The sequence below is a fragment of the Alkalibacillus haloalkaliphilus genome, assembly GCF_007991275.1.
GTDB classification, from domain to species: Bacteria; Bacillota; Bacilli; order Bacillales; family Alkalibacillaceae; genus Alkalibacillus; species Alkalibacillus haloalkaliphilus.
In genome coordinates, this window is sequence record NZ_BJYA01000018.1 from 1 (window position 1) to 12,419 (window position 12,419).

The 12,419-nt window shown below is 36.6% G+C and carries 14 protein-coding genes; 7 read left to right on the plus strand and 7 right to left on the minus strand.

The window, feature by feature from the left end:
- Nucleotides 1-181: 181 nt before the first annotated feature.
- From copZ to AHA02nite_RS12230, 3 genes are all read right to left on the minus strand, one after another.
- Entirely contained in the window at nt 182-388 is a 207-nt protein-coding gene (copZ, locus tag AHA02nite_RS12215; RefSeq protein ID WP_146817699.1) for a copper chaperone CopZ, read from the minus strand.
- A gap of 70 nt (nt 389-458) precedes the next feature.
- Entirely contained in the window at nt 459-944 is a 486-nt protein-coding gene (locus tag AHA02nite_RS12225) for a PCYCGC motif-containing (lipo)protein (RefSeq protein WP_281284102.1), read from the minus strand.
- Nucleotides 945-1,018: 74 nt separating this feature from the next.
- Complete coding sequence (locus AHA02nite_RS12230; protein ID WP_146817705.1) at nt 1,019-1,408, minus strand: DUF302 domain-containing protein; 390 nt, start codon at nt 1,406-1,408, stop codon at nt 1,019-1,021.
- 165 nt (nt 1,409-1,573) lie between these two features.
- Here AHA02nite_RS12230 and AHA02nite_RS12235 point away from each other — a divergent pair, with 165 nt between their 5' ends.
- The 4 genes from AHA02nite_RS12235 to AHA02nite_RS12250 all read left to right on the plus strand — a co-directional run bounded on the left by AHA02nite_RS12235 (nt 1,574) and on the right by AHA02nite_RS12250 (nt 4,917).
- On the plus strand, nt 1,574-2,776 hold the full coding sequence (locus tag AHA02nite_RS12235; RefSeq protein WP_146817706.1) for a metal ABC transporter solute-binding protein, Zn/Mn family: 1,203 nt from the start codon (nt 1,574-1,576) through the stop codon (nt 2,774-2,776).
- Between the two features lie 106 nt (nt 2,777-2,882).
- The gene (locus AHA02nite_RS12240) at nt 2,883-3,635 is read left to right on the plus strand and encodes a metal ABC transporter ATP-binding protein (protein WP_146817708.1); all 753 of its coding nucleotides are present in this window, start codon (nt 2,883-2,885) and stop codon (nt 3,633-3,635) included.
- A gap of 20 nt (nt 3,636-3,655) precedes the next feature.
- Nucleotides 3,656-4,501 carry a metal ABC transporter permease gene (locus AHA02nite_RS12245; protein WP_146817710.1) on the plus strand — a complete coding sequence of 282 codons (846 nt, stop codon included), beginning with the start codon at nt 3,656-3,658 and terminating at the stop codon, nt 4,499-4,501.
- Nucleotides 4,502-4,506: 5 nt separating this feature from the next.
- Entirely contained in the window at nt 4,507-4,917 is a 411-nt protein-coding gene (locus tag AHA02nite_RS12250; protein ID WP_146817712.1) for a Fur family transcriptional regulator, read from the plus strand.
- A gap of 50 nt (nt 4,918-4,967) precedes the next feature.
- On the opposite strand, the gene ftsW is transcribed toward AHA02nite_RS12250, so the two are convergent.
- Both ftsW and AHA02nite_RS12260 read right to left on the minus strand, forming a co-directional pair.
- On the minus strand, nt 4,968-6,095 hold the full coding sequence (ftsW, locus tag AHA02nite_RS12255) for a putative lipid II flippase FtsW (RefSeq protein WP_146817714.1): 1,128 nt from the start codon (nt 6,093-6,095) through the stop codon (nt 4,968-4,970).
- Nucleotides 6,096-6,445: 350 nt separating this feature from the next.
- Complete coding sequence (locus tag AHA02nite_RS12260; RefSeq protein ID WP_146817716.1) at nt 6,446-8,053, minus strand: ABC-F family ATP-binding cassette domain-containing protein; 1,608 nt, start codon at nt 8,051-8,053, stop codon at nt 6,446-6,448.
- 183 nt (nt 8,054-8,236) lie between these two features.
- Here AHA02nite_RS12260 and AHA02nite_RS12265 point away from each other — a divergent pair, with 183 nt between their 5' ends.
- The 3 genes from AHA02nite_RS12265 (at nt 8,237) to AHA02nite_RS12275 (ending at nt 10,805) form a co-directional block, all read left to right on the plus strand.
- Entirely contained in the window at nt 8,237-9,106 is an 870-nt protein-coding gene (locus AHA02nite_RS12265; RefSeq protein ID WP_146817718.1) for a DMT family transporter, read from the plus strand.
- Nucleotides 9,107-9,214: 108 nt separating this feature from the next.
- Nucleotides 9,215-10,435 carry an MFS transporter gene (locus AHA02nite_RS12270; protein ID WP_146817720.1) on the plus strand — a complete coding sequence of 407 codons (1,221 nt, stop codon included), beginning with the start codon at nt 9,215-9,217 and terminating at the stop codon, nt 10,433-10,435.
- Nucleotides 10,436-10,535: 100 nt separating this feature from the next.
- A complete protein-coding gene (locus tag AHA02nite_RS12275) occupies nt 10,536-10,805 on the plus strand; it encodes a YqhV family protein (protein WP_017185147.1) in 270 nt (89 codons plus the stop codon).
- A gap of 2 nt (nt 10,806-10,807) precedes the next feature.
- Here the strand turns inward: AHA02nite_RS12275 and AHA02nite_RS12280 are convergent, their stop codons facing one another.
- Together AHA02nite_RS12280 and AHA02nite_RS12285 are read right to left on the minus strand one after the other, a co-directional pair.
- Entirely contained in the window at nt 10,808-11,263 is a 456-nt protein-coding gene (locus AHA02nite_RS12280; protein ID WP_170236096.1) for a DUF2512 family protein, read from the minus strand.
- A 115-nt stretch (nt 11,264-11,378) separates the two neighbouring features.
- A complete protein-coding gene (locus tag AHA02nite_RS12285; RefSeq protein ID WP_146817722.1) occupies nt 11,379-12,197 on the minus strand; it encodes an alpha/beta fold hydrolase in 819 nt (272 codons plus the stop codon).
- Between the last annotated feature and the right edge of the window lie 222 nt (nt 12,198-12,419).

A 12,419-nucleotide genomic window follows, 5' to 3' on the forward strand; every position in this document is an offset into this window, starting at 1 on the left:
TTTGCGTTGTTCACTTAATACACAAGCATTTTTATCACTTTTGTCCTGTACCATTTTATTCTGTTAGAGATGTTGAAGATACATTTTCGCTATATCAAATATCAACAAAAAACGTAAACAGAGGACAAAAATAAAAAAGCACTAAACTTCATGTTGAGAAGCTTAGTGCTTGTATACTTTATTAATTTGTTACATCATAACCTTGTTCTTCAATAGCTTCTTTTACTTCTTCAGTACTCACGGTATCTTCATCAAAACTTACATCAACTTTACCGCTATCTAAATGGACTTCTACAGAAGCAACGCCGTCTAAGTTCTTCAGCGCACCTTGTACTGCTTGTTTACAATTCCCACATGACATTCCTTGTACATTAAGAGTTAATTCCATCTAATGTTCCCTACCTTTCAACCTTTTCTATATTATTGCGTATTTTCTGATATTTTTCAAACATAAACTACTATTCAGACATTGGCGTTGGTGTAGGTTCTAAACCTGTGTCTTCATACTGAGCATCAATGGCTTCACGAATCTCTACTATGTCGTAACCTTCATCATACATTTGTTTAGCCTCACGGGCTATATCAACACAGATCGTTCAACCAAAGCCCATTTGGTCAATTTCAGCTATCCCATCATTAACGCCTTCTACAAAACAGTCACGATTGCTTTCGTGCCCCATCTCGTAACACCCACAATAACAGGGCATATAAGACAATAAATCACCGTGATGAATCGCAATTTCATATGCTTCTTTCATCGGTTCTAATGTCTCGTCTTTAAAAACATCAGCTAGTTGCGGTGACCAAGCTTGTTCTTCTACATTATAAGTTAACCCTTCTAATGAAGAATCATACTTAATACCTGCCTCATTTTCGCTAATTGGATCGGAGCATGCAGCCAACATTGTCAGTAGAAGGACTACTATTAGGAAGTATTTCTTCATCGTCTGATTCCTTTCTAATATATTGTACAAACCCAATATATCATAAAAACTTGTGCTACTTTTTATCAATTTTATTACGATTTAGCTTGATCAATTGCTTTAACCATCGTCTCTTCAATATCTTGTGCAAATTGTGTTACCTCTTCTTTTTCAATATAGCTTAATAAAACTGTTGGTTTCGGCATTCCGATCTTCGTCGTTCCTTCACTTTCATAAACAACCACTTTACATGGTAAGAAGTAACTTACTTTTTCCTCCATCCCTAATACATCTTTTGCTGCTTTCGGATTACAAACTTCTAGAATTCGGTAAGTTTGGTCAAAGTCATCAAACCCTTTTTGGTGCAGTGTTTCTTTCACATCAAAATCCCACAAAACACCGAACTTCACCTCTTGCAGTGACTGCGTTAATGCTTCAACCGCCTCATCTACTGACTTATGCGTCGTAACCGTATAATCAAACATGGCAATCCCTCCATTATTATTCATTTATTTTCAGTCTACCCAATATAGTAGGTATTGAAAACTTTTAGTAAATCGTAATAATTACTATTTACAAATCGTAACCGTTACGATATAATCCGTTATAGTTACTTACAAAACGAAAAAAAGTAAAGGGAGAGAAACAGGTTGAAGCTACTTAAAGGATTTATTTTTATTACTCTTTTATTTATTCTAGCCGCTTGCGGTGGAGAAGCTGAAGAAGAAACTACAGCAGATGAAAACGGGGATACTCAGTCAGAAGAAACTGCAGATGAAGAAGTAATTGAAGAAGAACTAGGAACGATTGTTACTTCACTTTACCCGATTGAATATATCATCTCAGAAATTGCTGGGGACTTAGTTGATGTAGAAACAGTAATTCCTCCAGGTGCAGATGCTCACGTATATGAGCCATCTACTAGAGAAATGATCGAATTAGCAGATAGCGATGCTTTCTTCTATATCGGTGAAGGTATGGAAGTATTCGCTGAGACGATGGCGAACACGATTGAAGATGAAGGTGTTTATACATTAGCCCTTTCAAAATATGAAGAAGAACTATTCATGGAGTATGATGACGACCATGGCCATGATCACGACCACGGTCATGAAGATGACCACAATCATGAGGATGATCACAGTCATGAAGACGATCACAGCCATGAAGACGATCATAGCCATGAAGATGACCACAACCATGAAGACGACCATAGCCATGAAGACGACCATAGCCATGAAGACGATCACAATCATGAAGATGATCATAACCATGAAGACGAAGATCATGACCATGACCACGGACACGATCACGATCATGACCACGGTGACTATGATCCACACTTCTGGTTAGATCCATCTCGTATGATTGCTGTTGGTCAAGTGATCTTAGATGAACTAAAGGACATTTACCCAGATCATGCTGATTTACTAGAAGAAAACTATGAACAGTTTGCTAACAACATGTTAGAATTAGACACGACGTTCCAAGAAGCTTTAACAGTTGACGAAGATGTTAACCTTTTAGTTGCTCACGAGGCTTTCGGTTATTGGGAACAAGCATATGGTATTAACCAATATGGCATTCGTGGCTTATCATCATCTCAAGAACCATCTCAGCGAGAGCTTCAAGAGCTGTTTGAGTCATTAGATGATTTAAATATTCACCATGTCATCTTAGAGAAGAACCGTGAAGATCGTTTAGCTCAAACGATTGCGGATGAATTTGATTTAGCAGTATATGAATTACACAACTTAGAAACTTTAACAGAAGAAGATATTGAAAATGATAAAGATTATATTGATATTATGCTAGAAAACCTAGACATTTTACTAGAAACAATCGAAGAATAATATGTTATGATAATAAAGGCGAAAAGCGGACTAATTATAGTTCGCCATCGCCTTTCTTTTCTTGTTTATAGTTATTTAAATTACCTCTTTGGAAGGAGGATCAACAATGGCGAATTTAATTACCGTTAACGGTGTGACGCACCGATATGATAAACACAAAGTACTTGAAGATGTTAGTTTCACAATTGAAAAAGGTTCATTCGTCGGTTTGGTCGGTCCAAATGGTTCTGGTAAAACGACGATTATTAAACTAATCCTTGGACTTGAGAAGTTACAGAAAGGCTCGATTGAAGCATTTGATAAGCCAATCGAAAAGTTTCACAATAAAGGGCATGTTAGTTTCGTCTCACAAAAAGCCAACTCGTTTAGTCGAGGGTTTCCAGCAACGGCTAAAGAGGTCGTTAGTATGGGGTTAACATCTAAAGTGAGCTTACTTCGCCCAACGACTAAAAAATATGAGTATTTAATTTTTGAAGCATTAGATCGCGTCAATATGATGGAGTATGCTAATCATAATATTGGCGACTTATCTGGCGGTCAGCAACAAAGAATTTTCATCGCGCGTGCGATTGTTAATAACCCAAGTCTATTAATCTTAGATGAACCAACAGTTGGTGTTGATACAGAAAACGTCGAGCAATTCTATCAACTACTGTCTCAATTAAACGAAGAGTTAGGGATTACGTTAATTCTCGTTTCACACGATATTGGAACAATTACGACACATGTTACTGACTTATTATGCTTAAATAAATCTGTCCATTATCACGGTAATCCAGGTGATTTTGAACATATGACAGATGTGCAAAGATCAAAAATTTATGGACACGACATGCACACCATTACGCATGATCATTAACGTCGATTGGAGGGGCAATTGTGTTAGATGCTATATTAAACTTTGAAATTTTACGAAATACGTTTTATACCGGATTAATTGTTGGTTTACTTGCCCCTTTATTAGGGACATTTATTGTTGTACGTCGCTTGTCACTGATCGCAGACGGTCTATCTCACGTGACGTTAGCCGGAATTTCTTTTGGCTTATTTATGCAAAAGAAATATACACTTCTTGCTTTGACACCCTTTCACACCGGAATTATTTTCTCGATTATTGGTGCGATCGTCATTGAAAATTTACGAGGGGTTTATAAAGCTTTCCAAGAGATTGCAATTCCAATCACGTTATCCATTGGTGTCGGTTTAAGTGTCGTATTTATTGCGATGGCTGATGGGATAAACACGGATATATATGCGTATTTATTCGGATCAGTAGCTGCTGTTAGCCGTTCTGATCTATATTTAGTTTTGTTTACTGCTGTTTTCGTAATTGTTGTGATTATTTTCTTATATAAGGAACTGTTTGCTTTATCATTTGATGAAGAATTCGCGACAGTATCTGGTATACGTGCTAAGATTATTCATTATTTATTTATCATTATGACAGCTTTAGTCATTGCTGCTTCTATTAGAATTGTCGGTGTCTTACTAGTTTCTGCTTTAATGACGCTACCGGTTGCTACAGCAATGCGTATAGCAAAAAGCTTTAAACAAACGATTGTCTATAGTATCATTTTTGGTGAAGTTGCTGTTATAATAGGTTTAATTGCAGGTTATTATTTAGAAATTCCACCAGGTGGAACGATTGTGATCACATCCGCTATATTACTAGGTTTAACATTATTAATTAAGAAATGGTATTTGGCTTATATTTATAAAGGGTGAGCGTTATGAATCTTGAGAAAGCTTTAGGTCTTTTAAAACAAGAGGGCTATAAGTATACGAAAAAAAGAGAAGATATATTAGAATTTTTCACTGAAGAAGATGGTTATCGTACAGCGAGCGACCTTCTTAACTTCATGGGTGAAAAATATGGTGGCTTAAGTTATGACACGATTTATCGTAATTTACATCTATTTCGTGAGCTTAACATTTTAGAGTCGACGGATTTAAATGGTGAGAAACATTTCCGTTTAGCTTGTGATCACCATGAGCACCACCACCATTTTATATGCCAATCTTGTGGTAAAACAAAAACGATTGATGCTTGCCCAATGAATTTTATTCAACAAGACTTTCCTGGATATACGATTGAAAATCATAAATTTGAAATATACGGACGCTGCCCAAGTTGTCAATAAAGTAAAAGGTCTTTTCTCTAAATGAGAAAGGACCTTTTTTATGTGGTGTATTAATTGGCTTCTCCTCTTCTTAAAATGTTTCCTTTAATAGCAATATTCATTAGGACCCCTAAGAGGAAAAAGGTAATTAACATCGATGAACCACCGTAACTTATTAATGGTAATGTAATACCTGTAATTGGCATAAGCCCTGATACGGCAGCGAAGTTAATCATTGCTTGTGTTACGATTTGAAATGTAATACCGAATGCTAACAATCGACCGAAGCTATCAGGCGCTCTTTTCGCAATTAGAATGCCTTTAAACATAAAGACAAAATAAATGCTAATAACTGTTACGGCACCAATTAGGCCAAGTTCTTCTGCAATGATCGACATAATAAAGTCAGTATGGGCTTCAGGTAAGAAACCAGACTTTTGAACACTATTCGCAAGACCAACACCTGTTACTTGTCCATTGGCAATTGCGATTAATGAATGAATTAACTGATAACCATCTCCAGCAGGGTCAGCAAATGGATCTAGAAAAGATGTAAATCGACCCATTCGATAGTCTGCACCCCAAATTAATAAAACAACACCTACTACGGCTGTAACACCTAATAAAAGCAAATGATGAATTCTAATGCCAGCAAATAATAAAATCATTCCACAAGCTAAAACAATTGAAGCTGCGGTACCTAAGTCTGGTTGTAACACGATTAAACCACCAACGAAAGCTAGCACTAATAAAGGCGGCAAAACACCTTGCCCAAAATGGTGCAACTTATCTCGTTTATTCGTATACACTTTAGCAAAGTACAATATCATAGCTACTTTTGCCAATTCAGACGGTTGGAATAACACTGGCCCTAAACTTAACCACCTTGTTGAGAAGTTACGCTCCACCCCAACTCCAGGGATTAATACTAAGACGAGCATCACTAAAGTTGCGATGATTAAAATTTTAATAAAATTCCCTAGTTTTCTATACGAAAATAGACTGACGACTAAGAAGACCAAAAAGCCTAAAATAACCCAAAGTCGCTGTCTATTAAAATAAAATGATGGATTATCTATATCTGGATTCATCCCTGCATATACAAAGCTAGCACTATAAACCATGACAAGGCCGATACAAGAAAGAATCACGATCATGATAAATAAAGGGTAATCTATATTTCTCAAATGCTTTTTCAATTCGAACACGCTCCTATATCTACCATCATAACGGAAAATCAAACTATATGGATAGTAGATTTTAGGACTATTTTATAAAAATTTTATAACGATAGATTTCCTTTGACGATTTTTGTCGGCTATGAGCCTTTTGAGCGGTTCTATGAGCCATTTGTGCCGGTCTATGAGCTATTTGAGCATTTCTATGAGCCATTTGCACCGACCTATGAGCTATTTGAGCATTTCTATGAGCCTCTTGAATGATTCTATGAGCCTCTCGAACGGTTCTATGAGCTTCTCAAGCAATTCTATGCGCCTCTCGCAATAATTCCCATCAAAAAGCCCGCCGACAAAATCGGCGGGCTTCCAAATTATACTGTTGGTGTTTTAATTTCTTTAACATCCTCTAAATACTCTTCATAACTTAACTCACGGTCGATGACACCTTCATCTGTAAGTTCAATAATACGATTTGCGATCGTTTGAATGAACTGGTGGTCGTGTGACGTAAAGATCATTGATCCTTTAAAGTTAATTAATCCTTCGTTTAATGACTGAATGGATTCTAAGTCTAAGTGGTTAGTTGGATCGTCTAACAATAGTACGTTCGCTTCGCTTAACATCATACGTGACAGCATACAACGTACTTTTTCACCACCTGATAAGACGCTTGCTTTCTTAAATACTTCATCGCCTGAAAATAGCATACGACCTAAGAAGCCACGTAAGAAAGTTTCGCTCTCATCTTCTGGTGAGTATTGACGTAACCAATCGATTAAGTTTTTGTCATTTCCTTCAAAGAACTCAGTGTTATCTTTCGGGAAGTACGATTGAGATGTTGTAACACCCCACTTGAACGTTCCTTCATCTGGTTCCATTTCACCCATTAAAATTTGCATTAATGTCGTTTTGGCAACATCATCACCAAGTAAAACAACTTTATCATCTTTATTCATTCTAAATGTTACGTTGTTTAATACTTTTTTACCGTCGATTGTTTTTGATAAGCCTTCTACTTCTAACAAGTCATTACCAATTTCACGACCTGGTGAAAATGCAATATACGGATACTTTCTTGATGATGGTTTAATATCATCGATTGTAATTTTATCTAAAAGTTTTTTACGAGAAGTCGCCTGACGTGATTTAGACGCATTGGCGCTGAACCTTGCGATAAATTCCTTAAGCTCATTAACTTTCTCTTCTTTTTTCTTATTTTGCTCATGTGCCATCTTTTGGGCTAATTGGCTTGATTCATACCAGAAATCATAGTTACCAACGTAAAGTGTAATCTTCTCAAAGTCTAAGTCAGCAATGTGTGTACACACATTGTTTAAGAAGTTACGGTCGTGTGATACAACGATGACTGTATTATCAAAATTAATTAGAAACTCTTCTAACCAACGAATCGCCTGAATGTCTAGACCGTTTGTCGGCTCGTCTAATAGCAATACATCTGGATTACCAAATAACGCTTGAGCTAATAAAGTTTTTACCTTTTCTGACTCAGGTAAGTCTTTCATCTGTTTGTTGTGAAGCGAACCATCTACACCTAAACCTGTTAATAGTGAGGATGCATCGCCTTCTGCTTCCCAACCGTTTAACTCAGCAAATTCACCTTCAAGTTCTGCAGCACGCATGCCGTCTTCTTCAGTAAACTCACCTTTAGCATAAATAGCATCCTTCTCTTTCATCACTTCAAATAGACGCTCATGCCCCATCATAACAACTTGTAGCACTTCTTCTTCTTCATAAGCGAAGTGATCCTGCTTTAACATAGCAATTCGCTCATCCTTACCTACTGAAATGTTACCTTCTTGAGGTTCGATTTCACCAGAAAGGATTTTTAAGAACGTTGACTTACCAGCACCATTTGCACCGATTAAGCCGTAACAATTACCTTTAGTAAATTTTATTGAAACATCTTCAAACAGCTTACGATCTGAAAAGCGTAAGCCGACACCTGTCGCTTGTAGCATATTAAAAATCCTCCAGAAAATTAAAGTTAACCTTTATTATTATAGCATTTATATAGAGGTTTTGACGAATTTTAACCAAACTTACGGAAACTCCACTCCACAGTTACCATCATTTACTAATTCTTACACTATAGCCAAGCACTTATACAACAAATGACAATATATTAAGTATAGGTGAATAACATGCGAGTATACTTAGCATTAATTAGTTTAAGTGTCATTTGGGGTTTAGCCTTTATTTTCATCAAAATGACCGTTGAAGATACTGGTGTTTGGGGGATGGTGTTTTTCAGGTGTTTTATAGGAGCATTTTTTCTCCTGCCAATATTTCTCGTTAAAATAAAACAAAGAACGACCGCAATTCCATACAAACATCTTATTATTCTCGGCATTATAAATGCAGGTATTCCATGGGGCTTTCTCGCCTGGAGTGAGACTGTAATTATGAGTAACACTACTTCTGTTATTAATGCGTTAACCCCTTTATTCACAGCTATAATTGGCTACATGTTTTTTAAAAAGCAACTAATAAAAAAACAGTGGATCGGTATTTTAATTGGATTTTTTGGCATTGTTGTATTAACAGAGTTTCAAATTCACCAACTTTTTGGAAGTAACTTTGTTGGAATTGGAACGATGGTTGTAGCGACAATCTTTTATGGGTTTGGTTCACAATATTTTAAGAAACATTTGCAACATGAAGATTTAATCATCACCATAACGATTTCTCTTTTTGTAGCGTCACTCGTAGGGTTGATGATCGCTGTGCCAGTTGAAGGTTTACCACAAATAGCAGCTTTTGATTTCCAAACATTGATTATTGTGTTAGCGCTTGGTGCTATCGGCTCTGGGGTAGCTCACTTTTTGTTATACTATATGATCATTAACGGAACACCCGAATTTGCTGCAACGGTCGCGTATATCATCCCAATTACGGCGATTATTGCGAGTTACTTCATTTTAAGCGAACCAATAACGGCTAATTTAATCGCAGGCATGTTGTTTATATTTATCGGAATTTATATTACAGGTCAATACCAAAAAAGACATTAGGTGCTTTCATGCGCCTATTATTTTTTGCCTTATTATCCCTCTTATAGAAACTGTTTATTTGCAAAGTCTAAGCAGTGAGTACAATGGATCTTCTATGAGGTGGAAATAATGGCAAGTAAAGTCACTAAAACAAATAATGTATCAATTTGGTGTATAATCACAATTGCATCGATCCCTCTTATTATGACATTGGGGAATTCGATGCTTATTCCAGTGTTGCCTGTTTTTGAAGAAGAGATTGGTATTTCGCCATTCCAATCGAGTTTAATTATAACGGTATACTCGGTTGCTGCTATACTGATTATCCCCATTGCAGGCTATTTGTCCGATCGCTACGGAAGAAAAATGATTATGATCCCAGGGTTAATTTTCACTTTCATTGGAGGCTTAATTGCTGGAATTGCTTCACTAATTGTTGAAAACCCGTTTGCATGGATTCTAGTTGGACGTGCATTACAAGGAATTGGTGCCGCTGGTGCGCTCCCTATTATTTTACCTTTAGTTGGCGACTTGTATAAAGACAATGATGAAAAAGCGAGCAGTTGTTTAGGGCTTGTCGAAACATCTAATACGTTTGGCAAAGTATTAAGTCCGATAATCGGTGCACTTTTTGCTGCTATGTTATGGTATTTACCGTTCTTTTCCATTTCTGCCTTTAGTTTAATCTCTTTAATAGCTGTCATCTTCTTCATTAAAGTTCCAAAAGACAAAGAAGAACCGCTAAAGCTTAAAGAGTTTTTATCAGAAACGAAAAAGATCTTCCAAGTCGAAGGTAAATGGTTGTATACCGTCTTTCTACTCGGTGCTTACACGATGCTCTTACTGTTTGGCATTCTCTTTTATTTATCTGACATACTTGAAAAGCAATATGGAGTTGATGGTGTCCCTAAAGGTGTCGTCTTAGCCTACCCATTAGTCGTACTATGTCTAACCTCGTTTATTACTGGGCGTAAAATTAAAGGTGACTTAAAGACGATGAAAATTATCATTATGAGTGCTGTCGCAGTACTAGCTGTTAGCATTACAACAGTTGGATTTTCTTCTGATTCAATTGCTTTATTACTTATTTCAACGAGTTTAAACGGTTTAGCTATTGGAGCTCTACTTCCAACATTAGATGCAATGATTACAGAAAGCATTAATAAAGAAACCCGAGGAACCATTACTTCTTTTTATAGTTCTGCTCGTTTCATCGGGGTAGCTGCTGGACCGCCAATCGTTTCATTAATGATGCCAATCGATATAAATGTTGGTTACATTATGGCTGGTGTACTTGGTGCACTATTATTTATCCTCTCGTGGAAATGGATTAACCCTAATCAAACATAAAAAATCTCCGGAATAATTTCCGGAGATTTTAATTTTTAGGACTAGCTTCCTACCTCATACCATATATTAGATTGAATGATGTTATAGGGAGAGTTCTACTATGAGTTGGGACAAACTACTGTTGGCGATTATTATGATCCGTGTCTTTTCCGGCACACTTGAAATAACAGCTGCTTATTTAATGTACCGTTTCAATGACCTATATAAAGCCTTTGTCATTAATAGCTTGTTAGCCTTTGTTGGTCCTGGTGTTTTATTGTTAACGACTTTTATTGGTTTATATGGGCTTGCAGGAAGAATTTCATTGCTTAAAGCCGTGTTACTCGTTGCGGGTATTTTGCTTATTATTATTAGCTTACGAATTAAATAATGCTATTTTGGTCGGTCTTGCTTTTCAACTGGGTCAAGCTCTTCAGACGCTTCCGTCCGTAAGTTGTTTATCGAAGAACGTACACTGCCCTTTTCTTCATATTCAGCTCTTTTAAGAGTCCTCTGCATATAGAAATGGTAATAAGCTTCAAACACACTCAAACCTACAGCAGAAAAGAAAGAAGCTGCAACAATGCTTACCACTGGTGCGAATAGATCAAGTAAGGCATAAACAACGACTAATGCTAATGCGAAATCTCCTAAAGTAGCTACTGTATGATTGTATCGCTGGTTTAATCGACGGAAAATCAGCATATCCCCCGCATAAGCAAGTGCACCTAATATTAAAGTAAACATGATAATATTACCGATTCCAACTCCAAACCATAATCCTAAAATAACGAACAACCAAGCAAACGTAACAGCGAGCTTAATCGCGATTAATTTAACATGACTCATAACTTTCACCTCCTGAAAGTAGACCATCTCATATATATTTTGGATTATAATAAAATCGTTATGCGTTCTTTAAAACACAAAAAAACTTCCAGCTATTAATAGCTGGAAGTTTAATTTACGCAATTGTTGATGCAACTTTATCATTTTGGCGTGTTTCTTCACATTCAACATGCTGCTTTATAAAGTTAATGCAAATCTTATTAAAAGCACTAGCTTGGTCAATATTACAAACGTGCCCACAATCCTCAATCACTTCTACCTTAGCATATGAGTCACGCTCTGCAGCATAGTGAGCGCCGTTTATAAAGACGTGGTCCTCATCTCCCATGAGAAAAAGCTTCGGTACTTTACTTTTCATTTCAGTAAATGTTTCATGAATGTTATTTGACGTAACAAGAAGTTCCGCCCACTTAATAAACTCCGACTGCCCTAACTTCGACGCTTCTCGCACGAACATATTTCGCGACTTCTTGTGGTTTTTCTTCGGCATTAAAATACCTGCGAATAGTTTATATAGAAACATGTACGGAACGATCGAGCGAACGAGATAAGCAATTTTGAACAAAAGATCAGTCCAAAACTTCCACTTAATTACTGCTCCACCCATCGTCATCGATGCGATTCTTTCCGGGGTACGACGACAAATCTCTGTCATAACCATTGTTCCTAAAGAAATCCCGACTAAATGCGCTTTTCTTATATTTAAATGATCTAACACTTCCATCACTTTATTAGCGATGTTTTTACAAGTGTATTTAACATCTAACGGCTCACTTTCACCGTGTCCTGGAAAGTTGATAAATAAACAGTTAAAGTACTTTTTAAACTGTTTTGCTTGTTTATAAAATAAAGTATGGTTTCCTCCAGCACCGTGCAAGAATACAACCCATTCCTTGCTCGTCTCATGCTGATACATCTTATAATCTAATAACATGAATCTCCACCCCAACAACCAAAGCTTAATGGAATTTAGACGACTCCCAGTGTGGCAAGCCTTTCCATTTCAATTCTTAATAAAAATATCCTTAAGAAAATGTAACACATTTGGCCTTGTCTGTCACCTTTTGGCGCGTGTCGATTGTGTGACATAGCTAGGATAAAGTTGTTTTCAAACTCATTTGACTATTTGTTAATTATACTTTACACTTTGTTAACA